Source organism: Cryobacterium sp. MP_M3 (genome assembly GCF_015752155.1).
In the GTDB taxonomy this organism is placed as follows: Bacteria; Actinomycetota; Actinomycetes; order Actinomycetales; family Microbacteriaceae; genus Cryobacterium.
The window spans coordinates 50,293-68,650 of sequence record NZ_JADOVI010000006.1 but is presented as its reverse complement, the minus strand read 5'-3'; the positions used below and the strand labels follow the sequence as shown (position 1 = coordinate 68,650).

At 71.0% G+C, this 18,358-nt stretch carries 14 protein-coding genes; 12 read left to right on the top strand and 2 right to left on the bottom strand.

Annotation, left to right across the window (positions count from 1 at the left end; genetic code table 11):
* The first annotated feature begins 43 nt into the window (after positions 1-43).
* From IWX89_RS08845 to IWX89_RS08830, 4 genes are read left to right on the top strand one after another with little or no spacing between them, the layout of a single operon-like run.
* The gene (locus tag IWX89_RS08845) at positions 44-889 is read left to right on the top strand and encodes an ABC transporter ATP-binding protein (RefSeq protein WP_196903193.1); all 846 of its coding nucleotides are present in this window, start codon (positions 44-46) and stop codon (positions 887-889) included.
* The gene (locus tag IWX89_RS08840) at positions 886-1,572 is read left to right on the top strand and encodes an ABC transporter permease (RefSeq protein ID WP_196903192.1); all 687 of its coding nucleotides are present in this window, start codon (positions 886-888) and stop codon (positions 1,570-1,572) included. The genes IWX89_RS08845 and IWX89_RS08840 overlap by 4 nt, the downstream gene beginning before the upstream one ends.
* Complete coding sequence (locus IWX89_RS08835) at positions 1,569-2,309, top strand: ABC transporter permease (RefSeq protein ID WP_196903191.1); 741 nt, start codon at positions 1,569-1,571, stop codon at positions 2,307-2,309. Before IWX89_RS08840 ends, IWX89_RS08835 begins: the two co-directional genes overlap by 4 nt.
* Positions 2,309-3,235, top strand: a complete 927-nt coding sequence (locus IWX89_RS08830) for an ABC transporter substrate-binding protein (RefSeq protein ID WP_196903190.1) — start codon at positions 2,309-2,311, stop codon at positions 3,233-3,235. Before IWX89_RS08835 ends, IWX89_RS08830 begins: the two co-directional genes overlap by 1 nt.
* 16 nt (positions 3,236-3,251) lie before the next feature.
* Here IWX89_RS08830 and IWX89_RS08825 read toward each other — a convergent pair whose 3' ends face one another.
* Together IWX89_RS08825 and IWX89_RS08820 are read right to left on the bottom strand one after the other, a co-directional pair.
* A complete protein-coding gene (locus IWX89_RS08825; protein ID WP_196903189.1) occupies positions 3,252-4,238 on the bottom strand; it encodes a M56 family metallopeptidase in 987 nt (328 codons plus the stop codon).
* Between the two features lie 42 nt (positions 4,239-4,280).
* On the bottom strand, positions 4,281-4,661 hold the full coding sequence (locus IWX89_RS08820; RefSeq protein WP_196903188.1) for a BlaI/MecI/CopY family transcriptional regulator: 381 nt from the start codon (positions 4,659-4,661) through the stop codon (positions 4,281-4,283).
* Positions 4,662-4,755: 94 nt separating this feature from the next.
* Between IWX89_RS08820 and IWX89_RS08815 the strand changes: the two genes are divergently transcribed.
* The 8 genes from IWX89_RS08815 to IWX89_RS08780 all read left to right on the top strand — a co-directional run bounded on the left by IWX89_RS08815 (position 4,756) and on the right by IWX89_RS08780 (position 18,316).
* On the top strand, positions 4,756-6,168 hold the full coding sequence (locus IWX89_RS08815) for a cytochrome ubiquinol oxidase subunit I (RefSeq protein ID WP_196903187.1): 1,413 nt from the start codon (positions 4,756-4,758) through the stop codon (positions 6,166-6,168).
* A 9-nt stretch (positions 6,169-6,177) separates the two neighbouring features.
* Positions 6,178-7,182 carry a cytochrome d ubiquinol oxidase subunit II gene (gene cydB / locus IWX89_RS08810; protein ID WP_196903186.1) on the top strand — a complete coding sequence of 335 codons (1,005 nt, stop codon included), beginning with the start codon at positions 6,178-6,180 and terminating at the stop codon, positions 7,180-7,182.
* Positions 7,183-7,197: 15 nt separating this feature from the next.
* A complete protein-coding gene (gene cydD, locus IWX89_RS08805; RefSeq protein WP_196903185.1) occupies positions 7,198-8,856 on the top strand; it encodes a thiol reductant ABC exporter subunit CydD in 1,659 nt (552 codons plus the stop codon).
* The gene (gene cydC / locus IWX89_RS08800; RefSeq protein WP_196903184.1) at positions 8,849-10,666 is read left to right on the top strand and encodes a thiol reductant ABC exporter subunit CydC; all 1,818 of its coding nucleotides are present in this window, start codon (positions 8,849-8,851) and stop codon (positions 10,664-10,666) included. The genes cydD and cydC overlap by 8 nt, the downstream gene beginning before the upstream one ends.
* Before the next feature lie 9 nt (positions 10,667-10,675).
* A complete protein-coding gene (locus IWX89_RS08795; protein ID WP_196903183.1) occupies positions 10,676-12,271 on the top strand; it encodes an anthranilate synthase component I family protein in 1,596 nt (531 codons plus the stop codon).
* Between the two features lie 71 nt (positions 12,272-12,342).
* A complete protein-coding gene (gene leuS, locus IWX89_RS08790; protein ID WP_307836475.1) occupies positions 12,343-14,925 on the top strand; it encodes a leucine--tRNA ligase in 2,583 nt (860 codons plus the stop codon).
* 155 nt (positions 14,926-15,080) lie between these two features.
* Positions 15,081-15,818, top strand: a complete 738-nt coding sequence (locus tag IWX89_RS08785; protein ID WP_196903181.1) for a helix-hairpin-helix domain-containing protein — start codon at positions 15,081-15,083, stop codon at positions 15,816-15,818.
* Entirely contained in the window at positions 15,815-18,316 is a 2,502-nt protein-coding gene (locus IWX89_RS08780; protein WP_196903180.1) for a ComEC/Rec2 family competence protein, read from the top strand. Before IWX89_RS08785 ends, IWX89_RS08780 begins: the two co-directional genes overlap by 4 nt.
* The last annotated feature ends 42 nt before the right edge of the window (positions 18,317-18,358 follow it).

The window sequence follows — 18,358 nt, the reverse complement described above, 5'->3', positions numbered from 1 at the left end:
GGCACGTGTTGATCCGACTTCAGGCGAGGAATGAGCCACTTCTATGATCGAGTTCCGCTCGGTGAGCAAGCAGTTCCCGGATGGCACCCTGGCCGTCGATGACTTCAGCCTCACCCTCCCATCGCACCGGACCACGGTGCTGGTCGGATCGTCCGGGTCGGGGAAGACCACCCTGCTGCGGATGATCAACCGGATGGTCGACCCCACGGCCGGCTCGATCGAGATCGACGGGGTCGACATCGCCTCCCTCGAACCGGTGAAGCTCCGCCGCAGCATCGGTTATGTGATGCAGAACTCGGGCCTGCTCCCGCACCGCAAGGTGGTCGACAACGTTGCGACGGTGCCGTTGCTGCGCGGCGTGCCGCGGAAGAAGGCCAGGGCCGACGCCCTGGCCATGCTCGACACGGTCGGTCTCGACCGGGGCCTCGCCGATCGGTACCCGAGCCAGTTGTCCGGCGGTCAGCAGCAGCGCGTGGGCGTGGCCAGGGGGCTCGCGGTCAATCCCAACATCCTGCTGATGGACGAGCCGTTCGGCGCCGTAGACCCGATCGTGCGCGCCGAGCTGCAGCAGGAGCTCATCCGGCTGCAGACCGAGCTCGGCAAGACCGTGGTCTTCGTCACCCACGACGTCGACGAGGCTTTCCTGCTGGGCGATCAGGTCGTCATCCTGCAGGAGGGCGGCCGGATCGCGCAGATCGGCTCGCCCGCCGACATCCTGGCCCATCCGGCGAACGACTTCGTCGCCAGCTTCATCGGCGCCGACCGCGGCAAGCGCGCGCTGCACGTCGAACGACATGACGGTCGTGACGTGCTCGTCGACAGCGACGGCCGCCTGGCCGGCGTGCTCGTCGGCGACTCCGCCCCAGGGCAGGTCGGGTTCTCCCGGTGACCTGGGTCTGGGAGAACCTCGACCTCATCTGGGATCGCACCCTCGATCACCTCATTCTCAGCGTGCCCCCGATCATCCTCAGCTTCGTGATCGCACTGCCGCTCGGCTGGCTGGCCAACCGCTACCGGCTCAGCCGGGGCGTGATCCTGACGGCGAGCGGGCTCCTCTACGCCATCCCCTCGTTCCCGATGTTCATCGTGCTTCCGGCCCTCGTCGGCACGACGCTCCGGTCCCCGCTCAACCTCGTCATCGCCCTCACCATCTACGGCGTGGCCCTGATGGTGCGCGTGGTCGCCGACGGCCTCGCCTCCGTCGACGCCGACGTGCAGCGCTCGGCCGTGGCGGTGGGGTTCTCCGCCTGGACCAACTTCTGGCAGGTGGAGCTGCCGCTGTCCGGCCCGGTGCTGTTGGCCGGGCTCAGGGTCGTGGCGGTCAGCACGGTGAGCCTGGCCACGGTGGGTGCGGTGATCGGGGCGCAGAGCCTCGGCTCCCTCTTCACCGACGGCTTCCAGCGGGGGATCCAGGCCGAGATCATCACCGGCATCGTCGCGACCGTACTGCTCGCCCTGCTGCTCGACGCGGCGCTGGTCGCCGCCGGAAGGCTGGCCCTGCCCTGGACCCGCGCACGGAAGGCCGTCAAGGCGGATGCGCGGCTCCGGCCGCCCGTCGAGGTCACCCCATGAACATCTTCGGCGACGCCCTCGGCTGGATCCTCGACCCCGCCAACTACGCCGGACCGGGAGCGATCCCCGTGCGCGTGCTCGAGCACCTCGGCTTCACCTTCCTCACCCTGGTCGTCGCCTCGGCCATCGCCATTCCGTTCGGCTTCGCGATCGGGCACACCGGGCGGGGACGCGGCCTGGCCGTGGCGACGTCGGGCGGGCTGCGCGCCATCCCGACCCTCGGGCTGCTGACCCTGGTCGCGCTCTGGATCGGAATCGGCCTGGGTGCCCCCTACGTCGCCCTGACCGTGCTCGCGATCCCCCCGATCCTCGCCGGTGCGTACGCCGGGTTCGAGGCCATCGACCGGGGCGCGATCGACGCCGCCCGGGCCGTCGGCATGTCGGAGGCGCAGATCCTGACCCAGGTCGAGATTCCGCTGGGCCTGCCCCTGCTGATCGGCGGTCTACGCTCCGCCGCGCTCCAGGTCGTGGCCACCGCCACCCTCGCCGCCTACGTCGCGGACTTCGGCCTCGGCCGTTACCTCTTCTCCGGGCTGAAGACCCGCGACTATGCCGAGATGCTCGGCGGCTCCATCCTCGTCATCCTGCTCGCCCTCGCACTCGAGGCCGTCTTCGCCACGATCCAGCGGGTCGTGGTCCCACGCGGTGTCGCCACGACCCGCCTCCCAGTCGACCGGGCCAGGTCAGCCAGACCGCGCCCGGGGATGGAACCCGCCATCACGAAAGGAAACCCCTAATGTTCACAGTGAAAAGAGGCCGGCTCGCGGCAATCGCCGCGGTCGCGGTTGGGGCCGTCGTAGCCCTTGCAGGGTGTGCGTCCGGCGATCCGCTGGGCGCCGGAAGTACCACGTCGGGCGACTCGAAGACCCTTGTGGTCGGCTCGCAGGACTACTACTCCAACGAGATCATCGCCGAGATCTACGCCCAGGCACTCGAGGCCAACGGCGTCACCGTCGACCGGCAGTTCCGGATCGGCCAGCGCGAGGTCTACCTGCCCGACATCACCGGCGGCAAGATCGACGTCTTCCCCGAGTACACCGGCAGCCTGCTGCAGGCCCTCGACAAGAAGGCGGCCGGCGGCACAGCAGATGAGACCTACGCCGAACTCCAGAAGGCACTGCCGTCCGGCCTGAGCGTGCTCGACCAGGCCGCCGCGAGCGACCAGAACTCGTGGACCGTCACGCAGGCCTTCGCCACGAAGTACAAGCTCACCGACATCGCTTCGCTGAAGAACGTCACCGAGCCCATCACGGTCGGCGGAAACTCCGAGCTGGAGACCCGTCCCTACGGCCCGACCGCGCTCAAGGAGAAGTACGGCATCGTGACCGCCGGATTCAAGCCGGTCGAGGACAGCGGCGGACCGCTCACCGTCAAGGCTCTCGTCGACGGAGACATCCAGCTGGCGAACATCTACACCGCCGACCCGAACATCAAGTCGAACAAGCTCGTCGCCCTCGCCGACCCCGACGGGTTGTTCTTCCCGGACAACGTCGTACCCGTCGTGTCGAAGAAGGTCGACGACAAGGCCGCAGCAGTGCTCAACAAGGTCAGCGCCGCCCTGAGCGCCGAGGACCTGGTGAGCATGAACTCGGAGAGCAAGAACGACCAGAAGTCCGCGAAGGCGATCGCCGCCGAGTGGCTGGGAAAGGCGAAACTCTTCTAGCCTCTGCGGCTCCCGGTCAGGCGAGCAGCAGCACCGTCGGCAGGGCGAGCAGCCCTGCCGACGCGGCCAGAACAGCGAAGCCCTGGTGACCGCGCAGCCGCGGCGTGGCCACCACGAGGCGGCGAAGGCGGGGAGTCAACAGGTCGAACGGATGATCCGGCCCGGCGAAAGTCGTGGCATCCGTGCCCTGCGGCCCCGTCTCGCCCGCCCCCGTGTCGGCCGCCCCCGTGTCGCCTGCCCCGGTGACCGGCCCGTGTGCCGAACCCACGAGCGCGATCGCCATCGCGAGCGTGCGGTCGTCGACCTGCCGGCGGGCCTCGTCGTCGGCGAGCATCTCAACCAGCAGGCCCACTGCGGTCTCCGCCCGGGTGGCGATCGGGAACCACGGCAGCGCGCTGCGCCAGGACCGGAACGCGAGCAGCACGACATGGTGGCGCTGCAGCAGGTGCGCGCGCTCGTGGGCCACCACCGCGCGGAGCTGATCGGCCTCGAGCAGGCTGATCAGCCCCCGCGACAACACGGTCGCCGACGTCGTCGCGCCGGGCAGGCAGTAGGCGACCGGGGCCTCATGGTCGATGACGCGGGTGCCCGGACGGTCGGCCGACGGCTCGCTGAGCAGCGCGACCAGGTGCCGGTGCCGGCGCAGCTGCACCCGGGCGCGGAGGAACGTGGCCGCCAGATTGAGCAGCAGGTGCCCGGCGAGCAGGAACGCGGCGGCGAGCGCGAGCACCTGGCCGAACGTCACCCCGGCGGGGACCGCTCCGGAGCCGGCGTGCACCGACAGGGACCGGATGCCCGCCAGCGCATTGGTCCCGAACCCGAGCAGTCCGTAGGCGAACAGGGCCCCGATCATCGACAGGCCGCCGGCGAGGGCGATCGACTGCCAGAGCACCAGCGCGAGGCCGGGGGAGCGGGCCGGCCACCGAGCCCGGGAGAGCAGGATCGGAAGAGGCCACGCCAGGGCGAGGGCGAGCGCCCCGAGGGCTAACGCGGTCGCCGGCATGGTGCCGCATCTCGCGTCGCTCGTTTCGTCACTCGCGCCGCGTCACTCGCCGGCCGCGGGGCTGAGCAGGAGCCGGAGGCTTTCGGCCTCCTGCGGGGTGACGTTGCCGATGAACCTGGCCAGCGCCGCCTGGCGGTCGGGCGCGGAACCGAGCACCTCGTGCATCAGCTCGGCCGTGTGTTCGGCGCGGGTCCGCACCGCCCGGTACAGGTGCGGGCGGCTGCCGCGGTCCCGGGTGACGAAGCCCTTGGTCTCGAGCCTGGACAGCACCGTGAGCACCGTTGTCGTCGCCAGCGGCTTGCGGCTCGCGGCCACTGCGGCCGGGGTGAGCAGACGGTCGCGCAGCTCGTTCGCGGGCAACGCCTGACCGGAGTCCCAGAGGACATCCATCAGCAACCGCTCCAGCACACCCAGATTCCCCATGCGGCCAGTTTACCGCTGCCGACTGCAGTCTTCTACGGGGCGTAGAAGTGTAGTCTTCTACGTATCGTAGAAGAGTGGCTCTGTTGGAGGACGCATGAACGAGTGGCTGGATCCGTTACTCCTGTCGAGGTGGCAATTCGGTCTGACGACCGTGTACCACTTCCTCTTCGTTCCGCTCACGATCGGGCTGGCCCTCACGGTCGCGATCTTCCAGTCCGCGTGGGTGCGCACCGACAAGGCGAAGTACCTCCAGCTGACCCACTTCTTCGGCAAGATCTTCCTGATCAACTTCGCCATGGGCGTCGTGACCGGGATCGTGCAGGAGTTCCAGTTCGGCATGAACTGGTCCACCTACTCCCGCTTCGTCGGCGACGTGTTCGGGGCGCCGCTCGCCTTCGAGGGCATCGTGGCGTTCTTCCTCGAGGCCACCTTCATCGGGCTGTGGATCTTCGGCTGGGACAAGCTTCCCCGGGGGCTGCACCTCGCCACGATCTGGCTGACGACGGTCGGCTCGATCGCCTCCGCCTACTTCATCCTCGCCGCCAACGCGTTCATGCAGAACCCGATCGCGTTCCGGATCAACGAGGCCAGGGGCCGGGCCGAGCTCACCGACATCGGCGAGCTGCTCACCAACCCGATCGCGCTCGCGTCCTTCCCGCACACCATCTTCGCCTGTTTCATGGTGTCGTCCGGCCTGATCATCTCCGTCGCGGCCTGGCACCTCTACCGCAAGCAGCACGCCGACACCATGCGTCCGGCCCTCAAGTTCGGCATGTGGATGATGGTCATCTCCGGCGCGCTGACCACCTTCTTCGGCGATTCGCTGAGCCTGGCCATGACCGCCGCCCAGCCGATGAAGATGGCCGCGGCCGAGGCGATGTACAAGACGGCGACCGGTGCGAACGCATCCTTCTCGCTCTTCACCCTCGGCACCCCCGACGGCGTGAGCGAGCTGTTCTCGGTGCGGATCCCGTACCTGCTCTCGTTCCTCTCGACCCACACCCTCGACGGCACCGTCGAGGGCATCAACAACCTGCAGGCCCAGTACGCGGCGCTCTACGGCCCCGGCGACTACACGCCGACCATCTGGATCACCTACTGGGCGTTCCGCTGGATGATCGGCCTCGGCATCGCGCACATCCTCGTCGCCGTCGTCGGCCTGTGGCTCACCCGCGGCGGGCGCACCCCGGCCGCCGCCTGGGTCTGGAAGGTCGCCATCTGGTCGTTCCCGTTCTCGCTCGCGTCGATGAGCGTCGGCTGGATCTTCACCGAGATGGGACGGCAACCCTGGCTCGTCTTCGGGTTGCTGAAGACCGAGTCCGGCGTGTCGCCCAACGTCTCCGGGCTGGAGATCCTGATCTCCCTGATCGCGTTCACCCTCATCTACGGCGTGCTCGCGGTGGTGGAGTTCCGGCTGATCCTGCGCGCGGTCCGGCAGGGCCCGGAGGATGCCCCGGTGCCGGATCCGCTGACCGGTGAAACCCCCCAACGTGTCACGGTCTACTAGGAGCGTCTGATGGAACTCAACATCCTCTGGTTCTGGATCATCGCCGCGATGTTCATCGGCTACTTCGTACTCGACGGTTTCGACTTCGGCGTCGGGATGTCCCTGCCGTTCCTGGGCCGGGACGACACCGACCGCCGGGTGCTGATCAATACGATCGGCCCGGTCTGGGACCTCAACGAGACCTGGGTGATCGTGGCCGGCGCCTCCCTCTTCGCCGCGTTCCCCGAGTGGTACGCCACCATGTTCAGCGGGTTCTACCTCGCCCTGCTGCTCATCCTGCTCGCCCTGATCGTGCGCGGGGTGTCGTTCGAGTACCGGCACCAGCGGCCGGAATCGGAGTGGAAGAAGTGGTTCGACGGCATGATCGTCGTCGGCAGCGCCGTGCCCGCCCTGCTCTGGGGCGTGGCCTTCGCCAACGTCGTGCAGGGAGTGCAGCTCGACGCCGGCCACAACTTCACGGGCAGCTTCTTCGACCTGCTCAACCCTTACGCGCTGCTCGGCGGCCTGACCACGCTGCTGCTCTTCTTCACCCACGGGATCGTCTTCGTCTCCCTCAAGACCGAGGGCGACATCCGCGAGCGAGCCAGGAAACTCGCCGTGCGGTCCGGGCTCGTGACCATCGTTGTCGCGGCGTCGTTCCTGCTCTGGACGGTGCTCGCCTTCGGGAGCCTGTTCACCGCCGTGTTCGCCGCCCTGGCCGCCGTCGCCCTGATCGGGTCGTTCCTCTTCAACCTGAAGGGGTCGGAGGGATGGGCGTTCACGCTGATGGCCGCGACCATCGGGCTGGCGGTGCTGACCCTGTTCGCCTCGCTGTTCCCCGACGTGATGCCGGCGAGCAACGACGCCGCGAACAGCCTGACCATCGCGAACGCGTCTTCGACGCCGTACACCCTGCAGGTGATGAGCTGGACCGCCCTGATCGCCGCCCCGGTGATCTTCCTCTACCAGGGCTGGACCTACTGGGTGCTGCGCAAGCGGGTCAGCCGCGGCACCATCGAAGCCGCCGCGCACTAGCCTCCCGAATCGTCCATGCGCCCCCTCGACCCTCGGCTCCTCCGCTACGCGTCCGCTGCCCGGTGGTTCCTGCTGGTCGGGGCCGCGCTCGGCCTGGCCCAGACCCTGGTGGTGATCGCATTCGCCTGGCTGCTGAGCCGGGCGATCAGCCTCGCCGTCGCCGGGCACGGCCCGGCCGAGCTCGCGCCGACGCTGGGCGCACTCGTCGTCGTCGTCGTGGCCAGGGCGGCCTTGGTCTGGCTGCTCGAAGTGGCCGCGAGCCGGGGCGCCGCGTCGGTGAAGAGCCAACTGCGCGCACGCGTGCTCGGGCGCCTCGCCGAGCGGGGCCCAGACTGGCTGGCGGGCACGCAGAGCGCCGGCGTGGCCACCCTGGTCGGGCAGGGCCTCGACGCGCTCGACAACTACTTCGCGAGGTACCTCCCGCAGTTGCTGCTGGCGGGCATCGCGACCCCGATCCTCGTGCTCGTGATGCTCTGGCAGGACCTGCCGAGCGGCATCACCGTGATCGTGGTGCTGCCGTTCATCCCGCTGTTCATGGTGCTGATCGGGCAGGCGACCCAGGCCGTGCAGCGCGCGCAGTGGGACGCGCTCCAACGGCTCGGCGCCGGCTTCCTCGACCTGGTCGGCGGGCTCGCCACGCTCAAGATCTTCGGCCGGGAGGCGCGCCAGGCCGACCGGGTGCGCACCATCACCGAGGACTACCGCGGCCGCACGATGAAGGTGCTTCGGGTCTCCTTCCTCAGCGGCTTCGTGCTCGAGCTGGGTGCCAGCCTGTCGGTCGCGCTCGTCGCCGTGTCGATCGGCCTCCGCCTGGTCGACGGCTCCCTCCAGCTCGGCGTCGGCCTGTTCGTGCTGCTGCTCGCCCCGGAGGCGTTCCTCCCCGTGCGGCAGGTCGGGGCCCAGTTCCACGCCGCTGCCGACGGCCTCGCCGCGGCCGAGGACGTCTTCGCGATCCTCGACGACCCGCAGGCCCCCGCCGCGCCCGGGGCTCCTACCCTCACCGGGCCGCCGGGTGCCGTCCGGCCCGACCCGGACGCCCTGCGCTTCGACCGGGTCAGGGTGCGCCGTTCTTCCGACCGCGCCGGCCGGGCCGCCCCGGAGCTCACCGCCGTCTTCCTCCCGGGCCGGCTCTCCGTCATCCGCGGCGCGAGCGGCGCCGGCAAGTCGACCCTGGTCGCGGCCCTGCAGGGGTTCGTTCCCTTCGACGGAGCGATCAGTCTGGGCGACGCACCCGTCGTCCCCGGCACGCCGCGGCCCTGGCTGGCCTGGGCCGGACAGCGCCCGGGCCTGCTGGCCGGAACGATCGCCGACAACGTCGCGCTGGGGGAGACATCCGCCGACCCGGTGCTGGTGCACCGGGCCCTCCGCGAGGCCGGGGCGGGCGAACTGGACCCGGCGACCCGGCTGGGCGTCAACGGCGACGGGCTCTCCGGCGGGCAGGCCCAACGGGTCGCGGCCGCGCGCGCCGTCTACCGCGCCCGGCTGCACGGGTGCCGCGTGCTCGTTCTCGACGAACCCAGCTCGGCGCTGGATCCCGAAGCCGAGGAACGCCTGGTCTCCGGGCTCCGCCGGCTCGCCGCCGAGGGTCTCATCGTGATCGTCGTGAGCCACCGGTCGATGCTGCGCGACGCCGCGGACCAGATTGTCGAACTGGACGGGGCCGCGCATGTCTGAGCCGACGTTCGGGGCCGCTAGCGGCACCCCTGCCGCCACCGCGCCGGCGCGCACCGGGCGCCTCAGCACCGCCACGCGGGCGATTCTCCGGTTGGCCCAACCGCGGGCGCGCTGGTTCGTGCCGGGCCTGGCGGCCGGGGTGGCCTCCCTGCTCTGCGCCGTGGCGCTGCTCGCCACCTCCGCCTGGCTGATCACCCGGGCCGCCGAGCAGCCGCCCATCCTCTACCTCTCGATGGCGGTCGTCGGCGTGCGGGCCTTCGCCCTGGGCCGGTCGGCCTTCCGCTACCTCGATCGGCTGACCAGCCACGACGCGGCCTTCCGGCAGCTCTCCCTGCTTCGGGTCGGCGTGTTCTCCCGGATCGTCCCGCTGGCGCCTGCCGGGCTCGCCGACACCGGCAGGGGCGAGCTGCTCACCCGGCTCGTGCGCGACGTCGACGCCCTGCAGGATCTCCCGCTGCGGGTGGTCCAGCCGCTCGCGACCGCGGGCATCGTCGCCGCTCTCTCGGTCGCCGGGGTGTGGAGCGTGCTGCCGGCCGCCGGGCTCACCCTGCTGCTCGGCCTCGTCGTCGCGGGGGTGCTGGGCGCGCTCGGCTCCGGTGTGCTCGCCGCCCGCGCCGAGCGTGAACTGGCGCCGCTGCGTGGCAACCTCATCGGCCAGGTGCTCGAGGTCGTCGAGAATCTCGACGTGCTGACCGCGTTCGGAGCCCTGCCGGGGAGACTCAACGCCCTTCGGCAGGCCGACGAACTCCTCAGACGGGCGACCCTCCGCCGGTCGCTCGGCGTCGGCGTGCAGGGAGCCCTGCTGTCGCTGTTCGCGGGCGGCGCCACGGTCGCCGCGCTGGCCGTCGGCATCCCCGCCCTGGCCGCGGGCGGCGCCGCGGGCAGCCTGGCCGGCCCGGCCTTCGCCGTGATCGTGCTCGTGCCGATGGCCGTCTTCGAGGTGTTCGGCACCGTCCCGGCCGCCCTCGGAGCATGGCGCGAGGTGCGCTCCAGCGCCGAGCGCGTCGCCACCGCGGTGCCGACGGTGATCCCGGCCGAGATTCCGGTCGAGGTCCCGGTCGAGGTCTCATCCGGGGGCGCCACCGGTGCGACCAGTGCCATCGGTGCGACCAGGGGGCAGCGGGCGCGCGTCGTCGAACTGACCGACCTCGGTGCGCGCTGGCCGGGCGCGGAGACCCCGGCCGTGACCGGTGTCACCCTGCGGCTGGCGCCCGGCGACCGGGTGCACCTGGCCGGGCCGAGCGGCGCGGGCAAGACCTCGCTGGCGCAGGCCCTGGTGCGTTTCCTCGACTACACCGGGTCGTACACCCTCGACGGCGTCGAGGCCCGGCTGCTGCCCCAATCCGAGGTGCGCGCGGTGGTCGGGCTCTGCGAGCAGCGGCCCTGGCTCTTCGACGACAGCATCCGCCAGAACCTCCTGTTCGCCAGGGACACCGCGACCGACGAGGAACTACTGGCCGTGATCGACCGGGTCGGCCTGGCTGAGTGGGCGGCGGAGCGCGGCGGCCTCGACGCCAGAGTCGGCGAACGCGGCGCCCTGGTTTCCGGCGGGCAAGCCCAGCGGATCGCCCTCGCTCGGGCGCTGCTGGCCGACTTCCCGGTGCTCGTGGTCGACGAACCCACCGCCAACGTGGACGAGGAACAGGGTGACCGGCTCGTGCGGGACATCCTGGTCACGGCCGCCGAGGACGGCCGGGCCGTGCTGCTCATCTCCCACACCCCGGTGCCCGACGAGCTCATCACGGCCCGGGTGACCCTCCCCGGTCGGGCCCCCGGATTGCGGCGCGCCGGCGGAGTCCTTCCCGCCTAGGCTGGGGGCGTGCCTGCTCCGATCCGACGATTCCCCCTGCCCGGGTGGTGGGACCCGGAGTTCGTCTACCTCACCCTCCACCGGTCCTGCTCCCATTCCTTCTGGCTCGACGCGGGCGTCGCCGCCGAAGGCGGCTTCAGCTACCTCGGCGCCGCGGATGCCTCCTCCCGCTTCGTGACAGCGTCGGTGCAGGAGGGCACCGTGACGGTGACGCTCCCGGGACCCGGTCCTGGCGCAGGCGCAGGCACCGGCACCGGCACCAGCGCCGTGACCCTGCCGGAGACCATCTTCGAGTTCCTGCGGGAAGACCTGGCCGCGGCCGAATCCGCAGCCGAGTCCCCGGCCGAGTCCGAGCCAGAGGACGATGCGGGGACGGATGCCACCAGCGGCGGGAACGAGACCCGGTTCCGGCTCGGCTGGGTCGGCTGGCTCGGATACGAGCTCGGGGCCCAGACCGTGGGCGCCGGCGTGCACGAGTCCCGCTACCCCGATGCTGCGCTGCTGCAGGTCGACCGCGCGATCGAATTCGACCACGCCCAACAGACCGTCACCCTGCTCGCCCGTACCGGGCCGGGCCGGACGGGGGCCGGCGCACCCGAGCAGTGGGCGGCCGAGGTGCTCGCCGCCCTTCGGGTCGCGGCCGGGACATCCGCCTCTCGGACGCCGTCCCAGTCCCCGGTGAGCGTCCGGGCCGAAGCTCCGGTCGCGGCGCACTGGCGGCACGACCCGGAACGCTACGACGCCCTGATCCGGCAGTGCCAGGACTCGATCACCGCGGGTGATGCCTACCAGCTCTGCCTGACCAACGAGATCCGGGTCGCCGCGCATCCCGACCCGGTCGACGCCTACCTCCGGCTCCGGGCGGGCAGCCCCAGCCACCACGGCGGCCTGCTCCGGTTCGGCGACACCGCCCTCCTAAGCGCGTCGCCCGAGCAGTTCCTCGCCGTCTCCCGCGCCGGCCGGGTCAGCACCCGGCCGATCAAGGGCACCCGCCGCCGCTCCACCGGATTGGCCCGCGACCTGGCCCTCCGCACCGAACTGGAGACCAGCGACAAGGAACGCGCCGAGAACCTGATGATCGTCGACCTCATGCGCAACGACCTGGGCCGGATCGCCGAACTCGGCTCGGTCGCGGTCACCCAGCTGCTCGACGTGGAAAGCTACGCGCACGTGCACCAGCTGGTCAGCACGGTCGAGGCCCGGCTGGCGGCCGGCCTCACCGGCGTCGACGCCGTGGAATCCTGCTTCCCGGCCGGCTCCATGACCGGCGTGCCCAAGCCGAGCGCCATGGGCATCCTCGACCGGCTCGAAGCCGGACCGCGCGGCATCTACTCCGGCGCGTTCGGCTACTTCGGCTTCGACGGCGCCGTCGACCTGGCCATGGTCATCCGCAGCATCGTCATCGACCGCGACGGTGCGTCCATCGGCACCGGCGGCGGAATCACGGCGCTGTCCGACCCCGCCGAGGAGATCGAGGAGACCCGGATCAAGGCCGCAGCCCTGCTGGACGCGCTCGGCGCCCTGAAAACCCACCCCGCGATACCGCCCGCAACCCCGCCCGCAACCTCGCCGGCAGCGCCGGACGGCCAGGGTTTAGTAACCTAGAAGCCTGGACGACGCCTGCGGGCGCCCTTTTGCCTGAGATGGCGCAATCCCACCGCAACGAAGAGAGTCACGTGGCACACGAGCACGACCACACGCCCACCGGCGCCCACCGCGACGAAGAAATCTACGATTTCGCCGCAATCCAGGCCAAATGGCAGCCGATCTGGGAAGAACTCGAGCCGTTCCGCACGGACGACCCCGACGACACCCGCCCGCGCAAGTACGTGCTCGACATGTTCCCGTACCCGTCCGGTGACCTGCACATGGGCCACGCCGAGGTCTACGCGCTCGGCGACATCGTCGCCCGGTACTGGCGCCAGCAGGGCTTCAACGTGCTGCACCCGATCGGCTGGGATTCCTTCGGCCTGCCCGCCGAGAACGCTGCGATCAAGCGCGGCATCGACCCTCGCGGCTGGACCTACGACAACATCGCGCAGCAGAAGAAGAGCATGAAGCTCTACGCGGCGTCCTTCGACTGGTCCCGCGAACTGCACACGAGCGACCCCGAGTACTACAAGTGGAACCAGTGGCTCTTCCTCCAGCTCTACAAGAAGGGCCTCGCCTACCGTAAGGACAGCTGGGTCAACTGGGACCCGGTGGACCAGACCGTGCTCGCCAACGAGCAGGTGCTCGCCGACGGCACCTCCGAGCGCAGCGGCGCCGTGGTGGTCAAGAAGAAGCTCACCCAGTGGTACTTCAAGATCACCGACTACGCCGACCGCCTGCTCGACGACCTCAACCAACTCGAGGGCACCTGGCCGGCCAAGGTGCTGAACATGCAGCGCAACTGGATCGGCCGCTCGATCGGTGCCGACGTCGACTTCGTGATCGAGGGCCGCGAGGAGCGGATCAGCGTGTTCACGACCCGGCCGGACACCCTCCACGGCGCGACCTTCATGGTCGTCGCCCCCGACGCCGATCTGGCCGCAGAGCTCGTCGCCGATTCCTCACCCTCAGTCAAGGCGCGGTTCCAGGAATACCTGGTGAGGGTACAGAACAGCACCGAAATCGAACGCCAGTCCACCGACCGGGAGAAGACCGGCGTCTTCCTCGAGCGCTACGCGATCAACCCCGTCAACGGCGAACGGATGCCGATCTGGGCCGCCGACTATGTCCTCGCCGACTACGGCCACGGCGCGGTGATGGCCGTGCCCGCCCACGACCAGCGCGACCTCGACTTCGCCCGCCGCTTCGACCTTCCCGTGATCGTCGTCGTCGACACGACCGCCCCCGTCACCGGCGTGATCCCCGTGATCACGCCGGAGATGCTCGACGGCTCCGAGGAGCTGCCCACCCTCGACCCGGCCGCGACCGGCATCGCCCTGGCCGGCGAGGGCCGCCTGATCAACTCGGGGGCGCTCAACGGGCTGAGCAAGAACACCGCCATCAAGCGCATCATCGACCAGCTCACGCTCGACGGAACCGGCCGCGCGGCCAAGAACTACCGGCTGCGCGACTGGCTGATCTCGCGCCAGCGCTACTGGGGCACCCCGATCCCGATCATCCACGGCCAGGACGGCGCCGAGATCCCCGTGCCGGAAGACCAGCTGCCCGTGCTGCTGCCGCCCACCGATGGCCTCGACCTCAAGCCCAAGGGGACCTCGCCGCTCGGCGGGGCGACCGACTGGGTCAACGTGCCCAACCCGATCGACGGCACCCCCGCACGCCGGGACGCGGACACCATGGACACCTTCGTCGACAGCTCCTGGTACTTCCTCCGTTTCCTCAACCCGAACGACGACACCCGGGCGTTCGACCCGAAGGAAGCCGAGAAGTGGGCGCCCGTCGACCAGTACGTCGGCGGCGTCGAACACGCCATCCTCCACCTGCTCTACGCCCGGTTCATGACCAAGGTGCTCTTCGACCTCGGCTATGTCTCCTTCACGGAACCCTTCACCGCCCTGCTCAACCAGGGCATGGTCATCCTCGACGGCGCGAAGATGTCCAAGAGCAAGGGAAACCTCGTCTACTTCACGGAGGAAGTCGACCGTTTCGGAGTCGACGCCGTGCGCCTCACGATGGCATTCGCCGGGCCGCCCGAAGACGACATCGACTGGGCGGATGTCTCGCCCGTCGGCTCGGCGAAGTTCCTCGCCCGCGCCTGGCGCATGGCCAGGGACGTGACGAGTGAGCCGGACATCCGTTGGAAGACCGGGGACGCGGGCCTGCGCCGGGTCACCCACCGGTTCCTCGCGGACGCGCCGGGCCTGATCGAGTCGTTCAAGTTCAATGTGGTCGTGGCCCGGCTGATGGAGCTCGTCAACGCCACCCGAAAGGTCATCGACACGGGTGCCGGCCCGGCCGACGCCGCCGTGCGTGAAGCTGCAGAGGCCACGGCGATGGCTCTGAACCTCTTCGCGCCGTACACCGCCGAGGACATGTGGCAGCGGCTCGGCTACGAGCCCTGTGTCGCGCTCGCCCAGTGGCGCAAGGCCGATCCGACCCTGCTCGTGGAGGAGTCGGTGACGGCCGTCGTGCAGGTCGACGGCAAGGTGCGGGAGCGACTGGACATCTCGCCGAAGATCCCCGGCGACGAGCTGGAACGCCTCGCGCGCGCGTCGGCACCGGTGATCAAGGCGATCGGCGACCGCGAGATCGTGAACGTGATCGTGCGGGCACCCCGCCTGGTCAGCATCGTGACCCGCGCGGTCTGACCCGGGCGGTCTGACCCCGTCTGAGGCGCATGGTCTGAACCGCGTGGTCTGGCCTCGCGGTCTGGCCTCGCCTCCACAGGGCCGGGATCCGGCGGTCTCGTACCGTCTGATCCCGGCCGCCCGGCCCGCCGAGCCGCACGGTCTAGCCTGCCCGGATGGAGCCTGACCCGGCCACAGCGGCGCTCTCGCGCCTGGCCCGCCCCGCGCGCCCCGCCAGGGGTGTCCGGATGCGGATCGGGGTCGGCGCCGCAGTCGTGCTGCTTGTCGCGGCCCTGGCCACCGCAGTGGTCGTCTCGGCGATCGGCGGGCAGGCCACCCACCAGGTGATCACGCCGGGTGGAGGAGCCTCTCAGGGCGGGGCTGCGGGCGGCGGGGCATCACCCGCCACCGGCGCCGCCGCCACCGGCGCCGACGCGTCCGGCAGCAACCCGTCCGACCCGGCGCCCGGCGCGATCATCTTCGTTCACGTGCTCGGGGCGGTGCGCCGGCCCGGGCTGTTCGAGCTCAGCGTCGGTGCGCGGGTGATGGACGCTGTGGCAGCCGCCGGGGGTCTGACTGAGACGGCCGACCCGGCCGGGACCAACCTGGCCAGGCGGCTCAGCGACGGAGAGCAGCTCTATCTGCCCCAGGTCGGCGAGGTTCCGGCCGGGCCGCCGCCGGCATCCGGGGGAGCCGGAGCGGCCGGGGGTACCACGTCCGGGGCGAAGGTGAACCTGAACTCGGCCACGGTGGCCGAACTCGACACCCTCCCGCGGATCGGTCCGCTGATGGCCCAGCGCATCATCGACTACCGCGAGGCGAACGGGCCGTTCGCGGCCGTCGACGACCTCCGCAGCGTCACCGGGATCGGCGACAAGACCTTCGACGGACTGAAAGACCTGGTCACGGTGTGACCGTCGACTTACGCCTCGCCGGCGCCGCTGCTGCAGCATGGCTGGTGGGCTGGTTGCTCACCGGGGCGCCTGACTGGGCGGCGGGCAGCCGGCTCCCGCTGTGGACGGCCGCTGGGGCGGCCCTGGCCCTGGTCGTCACCGCCGGCGGGCCGCGGTCGCGAACGGCGGGGACGCGAGTGGCTTCGGCGCGCCGGGTTTCGGCACGCAGAGTCTCGGCACGCAAGGTGTCGGTGCGCACGGTCCTCGCCCAGCTGACCGTCTGCTGTGCGGGCGGCGCGCTCGTGGCATCCGCGGTTGCCGTGGCCGCCCCCGCGCGGCTGCCTGCCGAGGTGCGGGACGCGGCGGCCAGGCACGCCGTGGTCACCGCGACTCTCACGGTGTGGTCGCGGCCGGTGGAGACCGCCTCGTTCGGAGGGTTCGGCGGCGCCGGTGGGGGAGGCGGCTCGAGCCGGGTGCGGTTCACCGGCACCATCGGCTCGGTCAGCCAGGGTGGCCGCACGGCCTGGGTATCGGTGCCGGTCGTGGTCTTCGCCGAGGCCCCGGCGGGCCCCGCGCTCCAGATCGGCACCGTCATTCGCCTGCCCGCGCGGCTTCGGCCGGCCGAACCGGGTGACGCGGCGGCGGCGCTCGTCTTCGGCCGGGATCCGCCGGCCGTGGTCGCGGCGCCACCCTGGTGGCTGGCGTGGGCGAACGATCTCCGGGCCCGTTTCGCGGATGCCGCGGGGAGGCTGCCGGGGGAGGGCGGCGACCTGCTCCCGGGACTGGCAATCGGTGACACCAGCGCCGTGGGACCGGCCCTGGACGGCGCGATGAAATCCAGTTCACTCAGTCATCTCACTGCGGTATCCGGGGCGAACTGCGCCGTGGTGACGGCCGGAATGCTGCTGCTCGCCGGCTATCTGAGGCTGCGCCGCCTGGCTCGCCTGGCGCTGGCCCTCGTCACCCTGGCCGGGTTCGTGGTGCTGGTGACCCCTGAGCCGAGCGTGCTCCGCGCCGCCTTGATGGCCACCGTGCTCCTGTTCTCGATCGCGACAGGCAGGCGAGGTCGCGGGTTGCCGTTGCTCGCCCTCGTGGTGATCGGGTTGCTCGTCTTCGACCCGTGGCTGGCCCGCAGCTACGGCTTCGCGCTCTCGGTGCTGGCGACGGGCGGACTGCTGGTGCTGGCCGGGCCGCTCGGCCGGGTTCTCGGCCGCTGGATGCCCGCCTGGCTCGCCGGGGTGATCGCGATCCCCCTGGCCGCGCAGCTGGCCTGCCAGCCGGTGCTCGTGCTGCTCAGCCCGACCCTCCCGCTCTACGGGGTGCCGGCGAACCTGCTTGCGGGGCCGGCCGCCCCCGTGGCCACCGTGATCGGCCTGATCGGATGCCTGCTGCTCCCGTGGCTGCCCGGTGTGGCGTGGGGGATCCTGCAGCTGGCCTGGCTGCCCTCGGCCTGGATCGCCGCCGTCGCCGGGACGTGTGCTGCGCTGCCCGGCAGCCGCCTCCCGTGGCTGGGAGGAGCCTTCGGGGTGGCGGCCACCGCGGTGCTCACGCTGCTGGCCCTCGCACTCCTGCTCGGATCCGCGCGGAGGCCCGGCTCGACACGGTTGCCCGGCTGGCGGATCGTCGCGGCGGCCGTGCTGATCGTCGCCGGGGGCGGCTACGCGGGAAGCCTGATCGGCGCGGGCCTCGGTCGGGCGGTGGCGTTCCCGGCGGACTGGCAGATCGCGGCCTGCGACATCGGCCAGGGCGATGCGGTCGTCGTGCGCGACCGGGAACGCTACGCCCTGGTCGACGTCGGCCCGGATCCTGCGCTGTTGACTTCCTGCCTGCACACCCTCGGGATCGAGCGGATCGACCTGCTCGTGCTCACCCACTACGACATGGACCACATCGGCGGGATCGAGGCCGCGATCGGGCGGGTCGGCACGGCCCTGGTCGGGATACCGGAGAACGCCCAGGACGAGCACCTGCACGCGCGGCTCGCCGAGGGCGGTGCGGACGTGCGCATCGCGGCCCGCGGCGACCGGGGCACGCTGGGCGGGCTGCGCTGGGAGATCTTCTGGCCCGTGCGCGGCTCGCCGGTGATGCAGACCGGAAACCCGGGGAGCGTGACGATCGGCTTCGACGGGCGGGGCATCCGCTCGATTTTCCTCGGCGACCTCGGCGAGGAGGCCCAGGACGCGTTGAGTCGTGTCTCGGAGCCCGGCCGGGTGGACGTCGTCAAGGTGGCGCATCACGGTTCGCGGGACCAGAGCCTCGACCTCTATGCCGATCTCCGGGCGACGGTGGGGCTGATCTCGGTCGGCGCCGACAACGGTTACGGCCATCCGACCGACCGTCTGCTGGACATCCTCGCCTCGGTCGGCACCGTCGCCGTGCGCACCGATCGGCAGGGACTGGCCGTGGTGGCCCTCGACCCGGGCGGGCACGGTGCGCTGACCGTCTGGACCGAGAATGCGGCGACCGGACCGGCCCGCACGGGGCGCTCGCCTGCTGCCCCCGTCGGCGGCCCGGGCTAGGCTTGACCCACGCAATCGAAGGGAACCGAGTGGCCGCACGAA